The sequence below is a fragment of the Cupriavidus sp. SK-4 genome (assembly GCF_000611125.1).
Lineage (GTDB): Bacteria > Pseudomonadota > Gammaproteobacteria > Burkholderiales > Burkholderiaceae > Cupriavidus > Cupriavidus necator.
In genome coordinates this window covers 16,730-34,975 of the sequence record NZ_JFJW01000002.1, presented here as the reverse complement: position 1 = coordinate 34,975, position 18,246 = coordinate 16,730, and the positions used below count along the sequence as shown (strand labels likewise).

The window sequence follows — 18,246 nt, the reverse complement described above, 5'->3', positions numbered from 1 at the left end:
TGGCTTCCGGCCCACACTTCCAGTTGTAGGACGGCAACGCGCGAACGCAAAGCACGCGCAGGCTGTGACGCACCGGCTACCCTCAATCCTGAGCCAGTTCCACCTGGATACGGCGAGTTGGCGCCGCAAAGCAGCAATGGCTGTAGAATACGCGTCCTCCCCGATTCCAATGGTCACGGCGTCCGATATCGGCCCGCGCCGCACCGGTACCCTCACGAGCCTTGACAGCAGGCCCGATAGCGCACGCACAGCGTGCGCGCTGCTGTCGAAACGCGATTCACGAAGGAAACAGTAGTAAATGACAAGCGGCGCACAACGAACGGCAGCTAAAACACGAGAAGCAGGCGTAGTCAAGGACCTTGGCCAGACCAGCGCAGGGTCGACGGCGCAGCCTGATCCATCGACGGAAGCCGCCGCGCGTAGCCAGCAGTTGCGCGCCCTGATCCAGCTGGGCAGGCAGCGCGGCTACCTGACCCACGCGGATATCAGCGACCACCTGCCGGAGAACTTCACGGACACGGCGGCGATGGAGAGCATCGTCAGCACGTTCGCCGAGATGGGCGTGAAGATCTATGAGCAGACGCCCGATGCCGAGACGCTGCTCCTGAGCGATGGCCCGGTGGTGGCCTCGGACGACCAGGCCGATGAGGAGGCCGAGGTAGCGCTTGCGACCGTGGACTCCGAGTTCGGCCGGACCACCGACCCTGTGCGCATGTACATGCGCGAAATGAGCTCGGCAACGCTGCTCACTCGCAAGCAGGAAGTCGAGATCGCCAAGCGCATCGAGGAAGGCCTGAACAATATGGTTCATGCCATCTCGGCCTGCCCGTTCACCATCGCTGCGATTCTCGAGCTGTCGGGCAAGGTCGCCAGCAATGAAATCAGCATCGACGACCTGGTCGATGGCCTGAGCGACGAGAGTATCGCCGAAGCAGCCGTAGCGGCGGCAGCTGACGAGACCGACGACAGCGTCGATAGTGCCGACGAGGCCGATGACGATTCCGAAGACTCCGACGACGAAGGCTCGACCCAGCAAAGCAACGAAAAGGCCCTGGCCCAGCTGCGCGACGAATGCCTGAAGCGGTTCGCGCGCGTCACCGCGCAATTCGAGCTGATGTGCCAGGAAAGCGCCGCCAATGGCGCGGGCTCGGCAGCCTTCCTGTCCGCAAGGGATGCGGTGCGCGAAGAACTGCGCACGATCCGCTTTACCGCGAAAACCATCGAGCGCCTGTGCGCCAACGTCCAGGCCATGGTCGACGAGGTGCGCACGGTCGAGCGCCAGGTGGTCCAGCTGCTGGTCGAGCGCTGCGGCATGGAGCGTGAGGAGGTCATCGCCCGCTTCCCCGGCAATGAAACCAACCTGGCCTGGGGGCAGGAGCTGGTCGCCCAGTCCCGTCCGTACAGCGCGGCGGTCGCGCGGGCCCTGCCGGACCTTGAGGCGCATCAGCAAAAGCTGATCGACATCCAGGCCCGGGCGGCGCTGTCGCTGCCCGACCTGAAGGGCGTCAACCGCAAGATGCTGGCTGCCGAGCGGCAGATGCGCCAGGCCAAGCATGAGATGACGCAGGCCAACCTCCGGCTGGTGATCTCGATTGCCAAGAAGTACACGAACCGCGGGATGCTGTTCCTGGATCTGATCCAGGAAGGCAACATCGGCCTGATGAAGGCGGTCGACAAGTTCGAATACCGCCGCGGCTGGAAATTCTCCACCTACGCGACGTGGTGGGTGCGCCAGGCCGTGACGCGGGCGATCGCCGACCAGGCCCGCACCATCCGCGTCCCGGTGCACATGATCGAGCAGATCAACAAGCTCAATCGCCTGTCGCGCGAGATCATGCAGCAGACCGGCAAGGAGCCAGATCCGGCGGTGCTGGCCGAGCGCCTGGACATGACCGAAGACAAGGTCCGCTCGATCATGAAGATCGCGAAAGAGCCGGTCTCGATGGAAACCCCGGTTGGCGAGGATGGCGATACCAGCCTGGGCGACATGATTGCCGACTCGGACACGGCCACGCCCGCCGACGCCGCATTGCAGGCGGGCCTGCGTGCCGTCGTGCGCGAAATGCTCGACGAGCTCACGCCGCGCGAAGCCAAGGTGCTGCGGATGCGCTTTGGCATCGATATGTCCACCGATTACACGCTGGAAGAAGTCGGCAAGCAGTTCGATGTCACGCGCGAGCGGATCCGCCAGATTGAAAGCAAGGCGATGAAGAAGCTGAGGCATCCCAGCCGGGCAGACCAGCTGATCACCTACCTGCGTGACGCCTGATACCTGCCGGCAACAGCCGCCTGGCCGACTGACACAGAGCAGACAGGAGCTTTCGGATGACTGACTCGAACCTATCTTTCTTCGGCAGGGTCTCGCTTGCCATGGGCACCTTCTTCGCCATCCTTGGCAACCGCGAGCTCGCGGCCGGCGTCAGGCGCCTGCGTGACGGCGAGGGATTCGCCCCGGCGCCGGCGCCTGTATCGGCACCCGCACCCGCCCCGGTGGCGGAGGCTGCCACACCCGTGCTGAAGGAAGCCAGCCCGGTGGCTGCGCTGCAGTTGCTGGGACTGCTCCAGCGCGATGCACGCTTCATCGACTTTGTCGAGGAAGACATCGCACGCTATTCCGACACGGAGATCGGTGCCGCCGCGCGCCTGGTGCACGATGGCTGCCGCGGCGTGCTGCGCGAGCACTTCACCATTCGGCCGGTGCGCGAGGAAGCCGAGGGCAGCCGCGTCACGCTGGCCGACGGCTTCGATGCCACCGCCATCCGCCTGACCGGCAACGTGGTAGGCAGCGCGCCGTTCCATGGCAGCATCAGCCACCGCGGCTGGAAGGTCGAGGAAGTCCGCCTGCCGCGCGTGGCCGAACGCCATGACGCCACCGTGATTGCCCCCGCCGAGGTGGAGCTTTGATGAGCGAAGCACGCTATGCCATCGGCATCGACCTGGGCACCACCCATAGCGCGGTCTCCTACGTCGACCTGGCCGCCAGCGATGGCGAGAAGACCAGCCAGCGCGTCCTGCCCATCACGCAGCTGACCGCGCCGGGGGCCATCGAAGACCTGGACCTGCTGCCCTCCTTCCTGTACCTGCCGCACGCCAGCGAACTCGCCCCGGGCGACCTGGCGCTGCCGTGGAACGCCGCGCGCGACTTCGCGGTGGGCGAGCTGGCGCGCAGCCGCGGCGCGGCCACGCCGATCCGCCTAGTGTCGAGCGCGAAGAGCTGGCTGTGCCATCCCGGCGTCGACCGCCGCGCGCCGGTCCTGCCCAACGACGCACCGCCCGAGGTGACGCGCGTGTCGCCGCTGGAGGCTTCCGTGCGCTATCTCACGCACCTGCGTGAAGCCTGGGACCAGGCCCACCCCGAAGCGCCGTTTGGCGAGCAGGACGTCACCGTGACGATTCCCGCATCGTTCGACCCCGCCGCACGGGAGCTGACGGCCGAGGCGGCCGCCGCGGCCGGGTATGCCCGCATGACCCTGCTCGAGGAGCCCCAGGCCGCGCTCTACAGCTGGATCCAGAAAAGCGGCGGCCAATGGCGCAAGCAGGTCAAGGTCGGCGACATTATCCTCGTCGTCGATGTGGGTGGCGGCACCACCGACCTTTCGCTGATCGCCGTGATCGAGCGCGAAGGCAACCTTGAGCTGCATCGTATCGCGGTCGGCGACCATATCCTGCTCGGCGGCGACAACATGGACCTGGCGCTGGCCCACGTGGTGGCGCGCAAGCTGGCGGCCCAAGGCACGCAGGCCGATCCGTGGCAACTGCGCGCGCTGACCTATGCCTGCCGCGCGGCCAAGGAAACGCTGCTGACCGACCCGGCTACCGATACCGTGCCGCTGGTCGTGCCCAGCCGCGGCTCGAAGCTGATCGGCGGCTCGATCCGCACGGACCTGACCCGCGCCGAGCTGACCCAGACCATCCTGGAAGGCTTCTTCCCGCAAGTCGAGGCCTCGGCCTGCCCGGTGAGCCGGGCACGCGCGGGCCTGACGCAGCTTGGCCTGCCCTATGCGCAGGATGCGGCCATCACGCGGCACCTGGCCGCGTTCCTGGGCCGGCAGGTGGCGGCGCTGGCCGAAATCGAAGGCTTGCAGGGCGCACAGCCGGAAGGCGCGACCTTACTCCACCCGACCGCAGTCCTGTTCAATGGCGGCGTGTTCAAGTCCGGCCTGCTGGCGGACCGCATCCTGCAGACCCTCAACGGCTGGCTCGCCGCGGAAGGCGCGGCCCCTGCCCGCCTGCTTGACGGCGCCGAACTGGACCTGGCCGTGGCACGCGGCGCCGCCTATTACGGCTACGTGCGGCGCGGCAAGGGGGTGCGGATTCGTGGCGGCACCGCGCGCGCCTACTATATTGCCGTGGAATCGTCGATGCCCGCCGTGCCCGGCTTCGAACCGCCGATCCAGGCCCTGTGCGTGGCACCGTTCGGCATGGAGGAAGGCACCGAGGCCGCGCTGCCGCCGCAGGAATTCGGCCTGGTGGTGGGCGAACCCGTGCACTTCCGCTTCTTCGGCTCGTCGGTGCGCCGCCAGGACCAGGTCGGCACCCTGCTGGACTACTGGGGACCGGAAGAATTGCAGGAACTGGAAGAAATCCAGGCGACCCTGCCAGCCGAAGGCCGCACCGCAGGCGAAGTGGTACCGGTCAGGCTGCATGCGCGGGTGACCGAGGCCGGCACCCTGGAACTCGAAGCCGTACCCAGCGGCAGCGCTGAGCGCTGGAAGGTCGAGTTCGACGTGCGCGGCAGCGCCGATGCCTGAGCAAGCGGCCGGGCCGGCGACGAAGCAATACGTCGTCGGCATCGACCTCGGCACCAGCAACACGGTCGTCGCCTACGCGAAGGCCGGATCCGACGATATCCGCGTCTTCGATATCGACCAGCTGGTCAGCCCGGGCGAGGTCGCGGCCCGTCCCCTGCTGCCCTCGGTACGCTACCACGCGGCACCGGGCGAGCTCAGCGGCGACGACCTGCAATTGCCCTGGCAATCCGCCGCCAGCGCCGCCGCTCGCCGGACCGTGTTCGGCCGCCTGGCGGCCACGCTCGGCGCGCAAGTGCCCGGCCGGCTCGTAGCCAGCGCAAAAAGCTGGCTGTCGCATGCTTCGGTCGACCGCACCGCGGCCATCCTGCCATGGGGCGGGGACGACGATCTCGACAAGATCTCGCCGGTGGTCGCCAGCGCCAGCTACCTGGGCTATGTGTGCGCGGCATGGAACCACCGTTTTCCCGATGCCCGGCTCGAGGACCAGGACGTGGTCCTCACCGTGCCCGCCTCGTTCGACGAAGGCGCGCGCGCGCTGACGCTTGAGGCGGCGCGCCTGGCCGGGCTGCCCGCGCTGCGCCTGCTCGAAGAGCCGCAAGCCGCGCTCTACGACTGGCTGTTCCATCATCGCCAGAGCCTGGACACGGACCTGGCGCAAACCCGCCTGGTGCTGATCTGCGACGTGGGCGGCGGCACCACTGACCTCACCCTGATCCGGGTGGACATGCAGGACGGGCAGCCGCAGCTGACCCGCATCGGCGTGGGCAATCACCTGATGCTCGGTGGCGACAACATGGATCTTGGCCTGGCGCACCTGGTCGAGGCGCGCCTCGGGGCCGCGGGGGCCGCTCAGCCGCGGCTGTCGGCGGCCGGCCTGTCGCAGCTGGTCGCGCGCTGCCGCGCCGCCAAGGAACAGCTGCTCGGCGCGCAGGCGCCGGACTCGGTCGCGGTGACGCTGCTGGGCGCTGGCGCCAGGCTGATCGGCGGCGCACGCTCGGTGGAAGTGACGCGGCAGGAGGTCGAACAGCTTGTCGTCGACGGCTTCTTCCCCAAGGTGCCTGCCAGCGAAAGGCCGGGGCGCGCACGGGGAGCGATTGTCGAGTTCGGCCTGCCGTATGCGTCCGACCCCGCCGTGACCCGGCACGTTGCGGCGTTCCTGAGCCAGCACGCGGCGCAGTCGCAGGCGGCACTGGACGCACCACAGGCGCCGGCCGATGCCTTGCCGATGCCCGATACCCTGCTCCTCAACGGCGGCGTATTCAGGGCGCAGGCGCTGGCCGGCCGCATCGCCGACACGCTGGGCACGTGGCGCGGCGCGCCGCTGCAGGTCCTGCACAATGACAATCCCGACGTTGCCGTGGCCCGGGGCGCGGTCGCGTATGCCCGGGCCCGTGCCGGGCAGGCCCCGCGCATCGGCGGCGGCTCGCCGCGCAGCTACTTTCTGGTTCTCGATGATGGCGCGTCAGGGCAGCAAGGGATCTGCCTGCTGCCGCGCGGCACTGAGGAAGGCCACGAGATCCACCTCAGCGACCGCACCTTCGCCCTGCGGCTCGGCCATCCGGTGCAATTCCACCTGGCGTCCTCCGTCGCCGACACGGCCTATCAGCCCGGTCAGCTGACCGACCTGTCGACGGGCGACTTCGTCCGCCTGCCGCCGATCGCCACCGTGGTTCCGCCGCGCGGCGCCAGCGGCCCGCGGGAAACGCCGGTGCAGATCACCACCTCGCTGACCGAGGTCGGCACGCTCGAGGTCCACTGCATCGACATTGCGGATGCCTCGCAGCGTTGGCGCCTTGAATTCCAGTTGCGCGGCAATGACACCCAGGCGGCGGCACCGGCGCCCGATACGGCACACCCGTCGCTGCCCCAGGCCCTGGAGGCGATCGACCGCACCTTTGGCGCGCGCTCGCAGGACGTCGGCCCCAAGGAAGTCAAGCGGCTGCGTGCGCAGCTGGAACAGCTGCTGGGTGCGCGCGAGCAATGGGACAGCGCCCTGCTGCGCGAGCTGTTCGGCGCGTTCTGGGAGCGCGCCCGCCGCAGGCGGCGCACTGCCGACCATGAACGCCTGTGGCTGAACCTGGCCGGCTATTGCGTGCGCCCGGGGTTCGGCTATCCGCTCGACGAATGGCGCGTCGAGCAACTCTGGTCGCAGTACGACCAGGGCATCCAGTACGTCAACGAAAGCCAGAACTGGTCCGAGTGGTGGACGCTGTGGCGGCGCGCGGCAGGTGGGCTGGATGAAAGCGCGCAACTGCGCCTGCTGGAAGACATGGCCTTTTACCTGCAGCCACCCGGCAGCACCCGCTACAAGAAGCCCGCCGGGCCCGCCAGGGCCGGCTATGCCGATATGGTGCGCCTTGCCGGCTCGCTGGAGCGCATTCCCGCCGACGCCAAGATCGAGCTGGCCGAATGGCTGCTGGCCCGGCTGCGCAAGCCATCCGAAAACAGCCAGGGCTGGTGGGCCGTGGGCCGCATCGGCGCGCGCCGGCCGTTCTATGGCAGCGCACACAGCGTCGTGCCGGCCGGGACCGCCGCCCAATGGGTGGACGCGATCCTCGCCCTCGACTGGAAAAAGGTCGAGCCGGCCGCGTTCGCCGCCGTGCAGATCGCGCGCATGACCGGCGATCGCAGCCGGGACCTGCCTGACGAGATCCGGGCAACCGTGGTGCGCCGGCTGGAAGCCGCCAACGCGCCGCCAAGCTGGATCGCCATGGTGCGCGAAGTGGTGGAACTCAATACCGCGGACGAGGGACGGGTGTTTGGGGAGGCGCTGCCCGCCGGCCTCAAGCTGATCGCGGGGTAGCAGACCAGCGCGAAGCGACTGGCAGGCGCCTCTTTTATCACTTATCTGCGCCAGCCAGACCGATGATCTACGATGACGGTAGGCTCCTTGCCTGTCCCACTCGTGAAGCCATCAGCGCCCCGCCCACCCCTTCCAATCCTGGTTGCCACCATCGCGCTGGCCTTGCTCTGCTCGACCACCGCCGCGGACGACGCCCTCGCCCCACAGCGCGCCGACATGGTCAAGGAGATCGCCGCGGTCGCCGCAGGCGCCGCCGCCCAGAGCGGCAGGCATGCCATCGACCCGCGCGTCATGGCCGTGATGGGGCAAGTGCCTCGCCACGAGTTTGTGCCGGACGGGCAGAAGCCGTACGCCTATGAGAACCGGCCGCTGCCGATAGGCCATGGCCAGACCATTTCGCAGCCGTATATCGTCGCCCTGATGACCGACCTGATGATGGTCAAGCCTGGCGACACGGTGCTAGAGATCGGCACCGGCTCCGGCTACCAGGCCGCGGTGCTGACCGGGCTGGCGCGTGCGGTTTATACCATCGAGATCATCGAGCCACTGGGACGGCAGGCCTGCGACCGCCTGAAGCGGCTGGCCTACCGGCAGGTGGCGTGCAAGGTGGGCGACGGCTACTACGGCTGGGACGAGCACGCGCCCTATGACGCCATCGTCGTCACCGCGGCGGCCAGCCACGTGCCGCCGCCGCTGATCCGGCAACTGAAGCCAGGCGGACGCATGGTGATCCCGGTGGGCGCCCAGTTCCTGACCCAGTACCTGCTGCTGGTCGAAAAATCCGCGGACGGCACCGTTTCCACCAGGCAGATCCTGCCGGTCAGGTTCGTGCCGCTGGTTGGCAAGCACTGAGGCATCAGCCCTGCCAGCTGAAGCCATGCCCCGCCCCCCGCTGTTCGCCCTGGCCTTGCTCTCTGCCGCCGCGCTGGGCTACGAGATCCTGCTGATGCGGCTGCTTTCCATCATCCAGTGGCATCACTTCGCCTACATGATGATCAGCGTGGCACTGCTGGGCTATGGCGCGGCGGGTGCGCTGGTGGCACTGGCGCAGCGAACGCTGGTCCGCCATTTCGTGCCAGTGTTCGCGGGCGGGTCCCTGCTGTTCGGCGTCAGCGCGATGGCCTGCTTCGCCCTGGCCCAGCACGTGGCGTTCAATCCCCTGGAAATCCTGTGGGAGCCATCGCAGCCGCTGCGCCTGTTGCTGATCTACCTGCTGCTGTTCGTGCCGTTCTTTTGCGCCGCCACCAGTATCTGCCTGAGCTTTTCCCGCTTCACCGAGCAGGTTCCCCGCATCTACAGCTTCGACATCCTTGGCGCCGGGCTGGGCTGCCTGGGCATCATCGTGGCGCTGTTCGCGCTGCATCCGGTCGATGCGCTGCGGCTGGTCGGCACGGCGGGCATGGCGGCGGCGGCGCTGGCATGCGTGGAATGCCGCTGGCATCGGCCCTGGCTGCCGGCGCTGCTGCTGTTGGCGGCAATCGTTCCGGCCGGCGTGCCAGGTGACTGGATTGCGCTGCGGCCGTCCGAGTACAAGGAGCTGAGCCAGGCCCTGCGCATCGGCAACGCGCGCGTGGTGGCGCAGCGCTCAAGTCCGCTCGGCCTGGTCACGGTGGTCGAGAGCCCCTCGATCCCGTTGCGGCATGCGCCCGGGCTGAGCCTGAATGCCAGCCAGGAGCCGCCAGCACAACTGGCCGTGTTTACCGATGGCGACGGGCTCAGTGCGCTCAACCGCCATGACGGCCGGCGCGAACCGCTGGCCTACCTGGGCGACCTCACCTCTGCCCTGCCTTACCACTTGCTGCGGAATCCGAAGGTGCTGGTGCTGGGCAGCGGTGCGGGTGCGGACGTCTTGCAGGCGGTCTACCACCAGGCCAGTGCGGTCGATGCCGTGGAACTGAATCCGCAGGTGATCGACCTGGTGCAGGGCCGCTTCGCTGCGTTTTCCGGCAAGCCGTACAGTGCGGCCGGCGTGCGTGTCTTTGCCGGCGAGGCGCGCGGATTCCTGGCGGCCAGCACGGCACGCTACGACCTCATCCAGGTGGCCCTGCTGGATTCATTCAGCACGTCATCGGCCGGACTGTACGCGCTCTCCGAGAGCTATCTCTATACCGTGGAGGCCTTCCAGGGCTACCTGCGCCATCTTCGGCCCGGCGGCCTGCTTGCGATCACGCGCTGGGTCACGCTGCCGCCCCGTGACATACCCAAACTGTTCGCCACCGCCGTCGCCGCCATGGAAGGCGCGGGCGTGCCCGATCCGTCCCGGCGGCTGGCACTGGTCCGTGGCTGGAAGACGGCCACGCTGGTCGTCAAGAACGGGGAATTCAGTGCCGCGGACCTTGCCGCCCTCGCCGAGTTCTGCCGCGCCCGTTCCTTCGACGTCGAATACTTTCCCGGCATCCAGCCCGGCCAGGCGAATCGCTACAACGTGCTGGACCGGCCCTACTTCTTCGACGCCGCGCAGGCCCTGCTCGGCCCCGAACGCGATCGGTTCCTGTCCCGCTACAAGTTCGACGTGCGGCCCGCCACCGACGACAGGCCGTACTTCTTCCACTTCTTCAAATGGCGCACGCTGCCTGAACTGCTGTCGCTCAAGGCGCAAGGTGGACTGCCCTTGCTGGAATGGGGCTATCCGGTGCTGGTGGCCACGCTGCTGCAGGCCACCGCCCTGGCCTTGCTGCTGATCGTGGTCCCGCTCTGGATCCTGCGGCGGCGCCCCCGGCCGCAGCCCGCCGCGGGGCCTGGCGGCAATGGCGCAGCCGTGCGGCGCTTGCCCGAATGGCGAGCCGGCTTCTACTTCCTGGCGGTCGGCCTCGGCTTCATGTTCGTGGAGATCGCCTTTATCCAGAAATTCATCCTGTTCCTGAGTCACCCGCTCTATGCGGTCGCGGTGGTGCTGTGCGCCTTTCTCTGCTTTGCGGGACTAGGGAGCCGATACGCCCAGCGCATGCCCGCGCGCGCTGGCGATGACCGCGGCAGGCGGCAGGCGGCGCTGGCCGTCAGCGGCATCTGCGTGGCCGCGCTGGTCTACCTGGTGGCGCTGCCGACGGTCTTCAGGCTGCTGATCGGGTTGCCGGACCCGGCCAGGATAGGCGTCTCGGTGCTGCTGATCGCGCCGCTGGCGTTCCTGATGGGGATGCCGTTCCCGCTCGGCCTGGCCCGGGTCGCGGCCCGCGACGAAACGCTGGTGCCCTGGGCATGGGGCATCAATGCCTGCGCCTCGGTGGTGGCGGCAGTCCTTGCCACGCTGGTCGCGATCCACGTCGGATTCACCGCCGTGGTGCTGCTGGCGCTGCTCCTGTACGCTGCCGCCGCGCTTTCGTGCCCGTGAACCGGGGCCGGGATCGATCCTGCATGCCATTGCTGCGGGTCACCCCATGCTAGGATGAATGCCCGCCCGGCAGCCGCCCAGCAGACAGACGCCCAATCGGCCCATGACCACCCTCTACACGACCCTCGGCGTGCAACCGGACGCCACCCTGGACGAGATCAAGCGCGCCTACCGCCGCGCCGCGATGAAGTGGCACCCCGACCGCAACCTTGGCCGCGAGTCTGAGGCGCATGCGGCATTCCAGGAAATCCGCGACGCCTACACCATTCTTTCGGATGCCGGGCAGCGCCAGATCTACGACGAGGTATTCGAGCGGGAGATGCGGCGCTGGCAGGCCGAGCGCGAGGCCCAGGAAGAGCAGGAGCGCGAGGCGCAACGCGAGAGCCAGCGCATCGCGCAGGAACACTACGAGAAAATGCTCGGTATCGCGATGCGCTTTGCCGACGACGGCCACAACCGCGACGTCATCTTCGGCGTGCTGCTTGGCCGGGACTGCGACGCGGAACTGGCGGCCCGCATCGCGGACAGCATATGGGCCCTGCAGGAGTCGCGGCGTGCAAGTGCGCGGGCCGCGCACACGCAGGACACCGAGACCGCGCAGGCGCCCACCGGGGCGGGAGCTTCAAACCCCGACGAGCGGCCCAGGCGTCACGCCGGCGCCTTCGATTCGTTCTGGCACGGCTTGTTCGGCATCCGCTCGTAGCGGGGAGCTTTCAGGGCTGCCCCTCTGGCGCGCAAGCCGATAACAAAAGCACTAGATGTCGGGTGCGACCAGGAGCCCGCTTTTCACTGTGTGGATCAGCGCAAGGCGATCTTCGACAGCCTTGCGCAGGACTTCGCGTCCCCTGAATGGATCCGTCAGGTAGCTGGCGTACTGGCTTGACCGAATCTGCACCTTGAGATGCATCGTCGTCGGCCCGCTCTCCGGCCATGTCACCAGGAACGCCGGATGGCTGTCCGCGCACTCAACGAACGCAGCGTCAGGGGACGGAAAACAGGAGTCAGCGCCCTGGGCAAGGAACTGGAGATCCTTGTCCTTGAACTCGTAGGTTGCCATTGCCTTCTCCCATCGCTCGCAAGGCGGGCCCTCAGTGAATCTGCATCCCGCGCATGGCATGAATCCGGCCATGATGCTGCGTCAACGCCTCATACTGGCGCTGAAGCGCCGCGCTGGCCTCTGGTGGCAGCGGCTTCATCATGACGGACTGATACTCGCGCCTGGCGGCATCTTCTTCGTGCTCGCACATTCCCAGCACGGCGTCGTCGTTGTTCGGCGACAGCATGTGGCGGAATGCCATCCAGCGGCGGAACAGCATGCCATTCATGCTGCCCCGGTCTGCTGGCGCGCCGCCCATGGCGCTGACCATCGACTGCAATTCCTTCACCGACGCCCGGTACGATTCCGCGGTGCTGGTCAGGATGTCGCGCAGCGCTGCATCGCGCACTTCGCTGGCTCCGCTCATGCAGGCCAGTTCGCTGTCCTTGCCAGCCTCGATCAGCTGGTTCAGCGCCAAGACAGTTTGTTGCTGGTTGTTGCCCATGGAATTCTCCCAACTTGCATGCCAGCGACGCGCACCCTCGGCGCAAATCGCCAGGTCTCGCCAACGGACGGACCGCCACGGCGCAACCGGCCGTGAGGGGATCGTCGGAGACGCCATCAACATGAATCAGCCGGTTCGCGCCGGGCCCCATCTGCCTGCCTGTTCAGAGGCAAGGCGTGATTCCATGATAGGAGATGGCCGAACCCCGCTTCAGCCCTTGCCCAGGATTGCCATTGCCTTGTTCGCATCGTCGAGCGAGTCCACCGACACGTACGCGACAAACTGTACCCCAATGACGGAGGCAGAGAATCCGCGCAGGTTGATTCCGCCTTGCGCAAGCTTGCGGGTCAGTTCCGCCACGATGCCCGGCCGGTCCCCGCCCGTGATTCGCACCGAATGCAGGCTGTGCGTGACATTGAAGCCAACCTGGGCAGCTGCACGGATTTCCCTGTCATTCTGCAGCGGTGTCACGAACACGACACCCTTGCCGGGGTCCTCCGGCGTGCGGCGCGCAATCGCGAATTGCAGGTCCGCCCCGGCATCGCGCAAGGTCTCCAGTACCTCCGCGAGGCCGCCGGGCCGGTCCGGTATGGTTGCCGCCCACACGTCCACGCGTTCCACGAGAAGATCGTTGGTCATTGCTCATTCTCCAATGCCCCCCACTATGAATCTAGCGTATGGCGGCCCGCAGGCAAGCTCTGGGCTCGGCCGGCAGCGGCAGGCCGATTTCCTGGCAACTGCCCGTGCCCGGACTTAATATGGACTAGTCGTTTCAGGCAGCTATCGCGAGATAGTGGTACCAACACTACCTGGGTGGATGCCATGGAAAGTGAAGGGGAATCGTCATGTCTGAAGGCAAATCGCCACGCCATGCTGCACAGCAGGAATTGGCCGATGTGTCCGAGGCCGAAATCGCGGTCCATTGGCCCGAGGAGGACTATGTCCCGCCAGCCGGCCAGTTCATTGCGCAGGCCAATTTGACCGATCCTCGCATTTTCGAGCGCTTCTCCCTCGATCGTTTCCCCGAGTGCTTCAAGGAATTCGCAGACCTGCTGGACTGGTACAAATACTGGGAAACGACCGTGGATACCAGCGACCCGCCTTTCTGGCGCTGGTTCGTCGGCGGCAGGGGCCCCCCCCCCCCCCACAACTGCGTGGATCGCCACCTCGCCGCGTACAGGAACAAGACCGCGATTCATTTCGTGCCCGAGCCGGAACATGAGGCGGTGCATCACCTCACCTACCAGGAGCTCTTTGTTCGCGTCAATGAGCTGGCCGTCCTGCTGCGCGAGTTCTGCGGCCTGAATGCCGGCGACCGCGTCACGCTGCATATGCCCATGGTGGCCGAGCTGCCCATCACCATGCTCGCATGCGCGCGCATCGGCGTGATTCATTCGCAGGTATTCAGCGGCTTCAGCGGCAAGGCCTGCGCCGAGCGCATCGCGGACTCCGAGAGCCGGCTGCTGATCACCATGGACGCCTATTACCGCGGCGGTGAATTGCTCGATCACAAGGAAAAGGCCGACATCGCCGTGGCAGAAGCCGCCAGCGCCGGTCAGCAGGTCGAGAAGGTCCTGATCTGGCAGCGCTACCCGGGCAAGTATTCCAGTGCCGCCCTACTGGTGAAGGGCCGCGATGTCATTCTCAATGACGTGCTCGCCGGGTTCCGCGGCAGGCGTGTCGAGCCCGAGCCGATGCCGGCGGAGGCACCACTGTTCCTGATGTACACGAGCGGCACCACGGGCCGGCCCAAGGGCTGCCAGCATTCCACCGGCGGCTACCTGTCCTACGTGGCGTGGACCTCGAAGTACATCCAGGATATCCACCCCGAGGACGTCTACTGGTGCATGGCCGATATTGGCTGGATCACCGGGCATTCCTACATCGTCTATGGCCCGCTCGCGCTTGCCGCTTCGTCCGTCGTCTATGAAGGCGTGCCGACCTGGCCCGACGCCGGCCGGCCCTGGCGTATTGCGGAAAGCCTTGGCGTCAATATCTTCCACACCTCGCCCACCGCAATCCGCGCGCTGCGGCGCAACGGGCCCGACGAGCCGGCGAAGTACAACTACCATTTCAAGCACATGACCACGGTGGGCGAGCCGATCGAGCCCGAAGTCTGGAAGTGGTACCACCGTGAAGTCGGCAAGGGCGAGGCGGTCATCGTCGACACCTGGTGGCAAACCGAGAATGGCGGCTTCCTCTGCAGCACGCTGCCGGGCATCCACCCGATGAAGCCCGGCAGCACGGGCCCGGGGATTCCGGGCATTCATCCGGTGATCTTTGACGAGGAAGGCAAGGAGATCCCGGCCGGCTCGGGCAAGGCGGGCAATATCTGCATCCGCAATCCCTGGCCGGGCATATTCCAGACCGTCTGGAAGGATCCGGACCGCTACGTGCGCCAGTACTATGCGCGCTATTGCAAGAATCCCGACAGCAAGGACTGGCGCGACTGGCCGTATATGGCGGGCGATGGCGCAATGCAGGCGGCGGACGGCTACTTTCGCATCCTTGGCCGCATCGACGATGTGATCAACGTTTCCGGCCATCGCCTCGGCACCAAGGAGATCGAATCGGCAGCACTGCTGGTGTCCGAGGTCGCCGAGGCGGCGGTGGTGCCGGTGGCCGACGAGGTCAAGGGCAAGGTGCCTGATCTCTATGTGTCGCTCAAGCCGGGACTGTCGCCATCCACGAAGATCGCGAACAAGGTCTCGGCCTCGGTGGTATCCCAGATTGGCGCAATTGCGCGTCCGCATCGGGTCGTGATTGTTCCCGACATGCCCAAGACACGCTCGGGCAAGATCATGCGCCGCGTGCTGGCAGCGATCTCCAACCAGCAGGATCCTGGCGACGTGTCCACGCTTGCCAATCCGGAGGTCGTCGAGAAGATCAGGGAGCTGGCGCCATAGGACGGCACGCCTCCCGGCGGCTCCCGGCAGGCCGCTCACTTCCGCTCATCGGCCCCCCCGGCCCCGAGCGCCTCAAGCAGCGGCCGCAAGGCATCGAGTTCCGCGCCGAAGCCGCTCCAGTCCCCCGCCTTCAGGCGCTCGATGGCGCGGTCATAGTGCGCGAGTGCCTCGCGGGCGCGGGCGTTCGCTGCGCCCTGCGCCGGTAGCGCCGCCGGGGCGGATTCCTTGAAGAGCGCCGCAAGGGCCGCGCCCAGGGTGTCCTCCATGACCACGCGATCGCCATAGGCGGCGATCACCCGCTTGAGTTCGGGCAACTGGCCGGACTCCGCGCGCAGGTAGAGCGGCGAGACATAGAGGATGGAGTTCTCGATCGGCACGACCTGTAGATGGCCGCGGATGACGCGCGAGCCCATCTGGTTCCACAGGGAAATCTGCTGCGAGATCTCGGTATTCTGCTGGATGCGCGCCTCGATCTGGAACGGCCCGTAGACCAGCTTTTCCTTGGGGAAGGTGTAGGCGACGAGCTTGCCGTAGTTGGGAGGATCGGAGCGCGCCGCCAGCCAGGCGATCATGTTCTCGCGCTGGCTCGGCACCATCGGCAGCATCAGGACGAACTCGGCGCGCGCTTCGTCCGGCAGCCGCAGGATCATGTAGTAGGGCATCATCCGCGCGGCGGGCGTGTTCCCGGTGCTCATGCCTGTCAGCTGGCGTGGGAACTCCCACAGATCCTCGCGGTTATAGAAGACTTCCGCCGCTTCCATGTGGTAGGCGCGGTAGATCCGCACCTGGATCAGGAAAAGGTCTTCAGGGTAGCGGATATGCCGCTGCAGGTCCTGCGGCATGGCGCCCAGCGGCCTGAACACGCCCGGGAAGATGCGCTGGTACACCTGCAGGATCGGATCGGCCGGGTCGCTGATGTAGAAGTCGACCGTGCCGTTGTATGCATCGATCACTACCTTGGCTGCGTTGCGGATGTAGTTGTGGCCGTTGCCGGTGCCAGGCTGCGAATAAGGGAACCAGCGGCTGGTGGTGTAGGCGTCCTGGATCCAGTAAAGGCGCCCTTCACTCACGACCACATAGGGGTCATGGTCGAGGATCAGGAACGGGGCAAGCGTGCGCACGCGGTCCCGGATGTTGCGATGGAGCAGGATGCGGCTTTCCTGCGTGATGTAGCCGCTCAGCAGGATATTGGGATCGCCGAGCTCCCAGGCGAACAGCGCCCGGCGCGCGATGCCGCCGATGTCGATGCCGTCGCGCCCGCGGTAGGCCGTATAGACGTTGTCCTTGCCCTTGGGGTAGTCGAACTCGGGCACGCTGCCTTTGACGATGACATAGCCTTTGCCGCCTTCACCGAAATAGAGGCGCGGCTCCTGGATGACCGGGCCGCCGTCGGCGAGCGGAGGAATGTCATGCAGATAGAGCGAGGGCAGGCCTTCGGCGGATTTCTCGGTGACTGGCGACATCACCACGCCATTGCCATGGGTGAACAGGAGATGCAGGTTCACCCAGGTCTGGGCATTCGCCGGAATCAGTGCCGGCTCCAGCTCGCGCGCCGACAGCATGACCTGCTGGTAACCTGCGCCGAGCTGGTAGCGGTCGATGTCCGTCGCGAGGAACTTGTAATAGGTCCTGATCTCCTGCAACTGCGCATAGGTATCGCGCAGCGGCTGCAGGTCCCACAGGCGGATGTTGTCGATGGTCGGCCGATTGGCCTGGAGCGCGGCGAGATTCAGGCCCTGTTCGACCGGAAACGGCTTCACCTCGATCTGCGTCACGCCATAGGCCTCGCGCGTCAGCGCGATATTGTGTTCGAGATATGGCGTCTCCAGCTGCAGCTCGTTCGGCTTCACATAGAAACGCTGGAACAGTGCCGGCCAGATCGTGCCGAGCAGGATTGCGCTGCCGACCACCAGGAGCGCCGCGGCCGCAGGCACCCGATAGTCCCGCCAGCGCATATTGGCCCATGAAGCGGCGGCAGCGGCGGCAGCCAGGCCGCATTGCAGCCACAGGACCGGCAGCCCGACATGGACGTCGGTATAGCTCGCGCCGACCACGACGCCGTTGTCGCCGTAGAGCAGCATGAAGCGGTCGAGCCAGTAGGACCACGCCTGCAGCGCGAAGAACAAGCCGAGCAATGCCGATCCATGGGTAGCCGCCGCCGGTGAAAGCCCGCGTGGCGACCGCACCAGCGCGATGTCGCCGCGCAACCCGTAGACCACGCCGGCAACCACTGCGCTGCAGCACAGCAGCAGGAGCAGCCAGTTCCTGAGTGCAAGATACGCCGGCAGCGTGAAGAAGTAGAAACCGATGTCCTTGCCGAAGATCGGATCGGTCTTGCCGAAGGGCACCTGATGGATATAGCGCAGCGCAATGGCCCAGCTCGACAGTTCACCGACGGCCATGAGCAGCCCCACAAGGACGGCGGCGGCGGCAATGGCGGCGCGCCACGGAAGGCGCGCTGCAATCTCGCCAACCGGCTGGCCCAGGACCTCCGGCCTCCAGGCCTGCGCCTGACTCGCGCAGCGGTGCGCCAGCCAGCCCGATACCCAGAGCGCGCCTGCCGAAACGGCGAATACGGCAAGGAACAGAAGCGCCTGGGTGGCGAATATCGTGCGGAACACCCCGGCGTAGCCAACCGAGGCAAACCACAACCAGTCAACAACGAGGCCGGTGACGCGGCCGACAGCAACCAGCGCGACGATGACGGCAACAACCCAGGTCGCAAGGCGTCTCACACGCGTGGCGTCTCTCGCTGGCGAGCGCATCGATCATGCTCCTTTGCCGCACCGTCGTCCGTGACCCGGCCATTCGGGCTGCCTGTCCATATCAGCATATATGCCTTCGCTGCACAGCGCACCGGGTACGCCACCCCAGCACGGCCGTGGCGTTATCGGCGAGCACCCATTCACCATGTTCG

General features: G+C 66.7%; 12 protein-coding genes. 8 read left to right on the top strand and 4 right to left on the bottom strand.

The annotated features are described in order from the left end of the window. The first annotated feature begins 298 nt into the window (after positions 1 to 298). From rpoD to CF68_RS00125, 7 genes are all read left to right on the top strand, one after another. Positions 299 to 2,269, top strand: a complete 1,971-nt coding sequence (gene rpoD, locus CF68_RS00155) for an RNA polymerase sigma factor RpoD (protein WP_035815001.1) — start codon at positions 299 to 301, stop codon at positions 2,267 to 2,269. A 56-nt stretch (positions 2,270 to 2,325) separates the two neighbouring features. Further along, entirely contained in the window at positions 2,326 to 2,904 is a 579-nt protein-coding gene (locus tag CF68_RS00150) for a DUF2760 domain-containing protein (RefSeq protein WP_035814998.1), read from the top strand. Beyond that, positions 2,904 to 4,751 (top strand): Hsp70 family protein, encoded by a 1,848-nt coding sequence (locus CF68_RS00145; protein ID WP_035814995.1) that lies wholly within the window; start codon positions 2,904 to 2,906, stop codon positions 4,749 to 4,751. Before CF68_RS00150 ends, CF68_RS00145 begins: the two co-directional genes overlap by 1 nt. Further along, positions 4,744 to 7,554: an Hsp70 family protein gene (locus CF68_RS00140; protein WP_035814993.1), complete on the top strand. Its 2,811-nt coding sequence runs from the start codon at positions 4,744 to 4,746 to the stop codon at positions 7,552 to 7,554. Before CF68_RS00145 ends, CF68_RS00140 begins: the two co-directional genes overlap by 8 nt. Positions 7,555 to 7,626: 72 nt before the next feature. Beyond that, positions 7,627 to 8,406 (top strand): protein-L-isoaspartate(D-aspartate) O-methyltransferase, encoded by a 780-nt coding sequence (locus tag CF68_RS00135; protein WP_035814991.1) that lies wholly within the window; start codon positions 7,627 to 7,629, stop codon positions 8,404 to 8,406. Positions 8,407 to 8,431: 25 nt separating this feature from the next. Then, positions 8,432 to 10,882, top strand: a complete 2,451-nt coding sequence (locus tag CF68_RS00130) for a spermidine synthase (protein ID WP_035814989.1) — start codon at positions 8,432 to 8,434, stop codon at positions 10,880 to 10,882. Between the two features lie 103 nt (positions 10,883 to 10,985). Then, positions 10,986 to 11,585: a J domain-containing protein gene (locus CF68_RS00125; protein ID WP_035814988.1), complete on the top strand. Its 600-nt coding sequence runs from the start codon at positions 10,986 to 10,988 to the stop codon at positions 11,583 to 11,585. 51 nt (positions 11,586 to 11,636) lie between these two features. Here the strand turns inward: CF68_RS00125 and CF68_RS00120 are convergent, their stop codons facing one another. The 3 genes from CF68_RS00120 to CF68_RS00110 all read right to left on the bottom strand — a co-directional run bounded on the left by CF68_RS00120 (position 11,637) and on the right by CF68_RS00110 (position 13,062). After that, complete coding sequence (locus CF68_RS00120; protein ID WP_035814986.1) at positions 11,637 to 11,939, bottom strand: hypothetical protein; 303 nt, start codon at positions 11,937 to 11,939, stop codon at positions 11,637 to 11,639. A gap of 31 nt (positions 11,940 to 11,970) precedes the next feature. After that, on the bottom strand, positions 11,971 to 12,423 hold the full coding sequence (locus tag CF68_RS00115; protein WP_035814983.1) for a PA2169 family four-helix-bundle protein: 453 nt from the start codon (positions 12,421 to 12,423) through the stop codon (positions 11,971 to 11,973). A gap of 210 nt (positions 12,424 to 12,633) precedes the next feature. Further along, positions 12,634 to 13,062, bottom strand: coding sequence for an ACT domain-containing protein (locus tag CF68_RS00110; RefSeq protein WP_035814981.1), 429 nt, complete (start codon positions 13,060 to 13,062; stop codon positions 12,634 to 12,636). Positions 13,063 to 13,268: 206 nt separating this feature from the next. Between CF68_RS00110 and acs the strand changes: the two genes are divergently transcribed. After that, entirely contained in the window at positions 13,269 to 15,329 is a 2,061-nt protein-coding gene (acs, locus tag CF68_RS00105; RefSeq protein ID WP_035814978.1) for an acetate--CoA ligase, read from the top strand. A gap of 35 nt (positions 15,330 to 15,364) precedes the next feature. Here acs and CF68_RS00100 read toward each other — a convergent pair whose 3' ends face one another. Beyond that, entirely contained in the window at positions 15,365 to 18,094 is a 2,730-nt protein-coding gene (locus tag CF68_RS00100) for a UPF0182 family protein (RefSeq protein ID WP_035814975.1), read from the bottom strand. Positions 18,095 to 18,246: the final 152 nt, after the last annotated feature.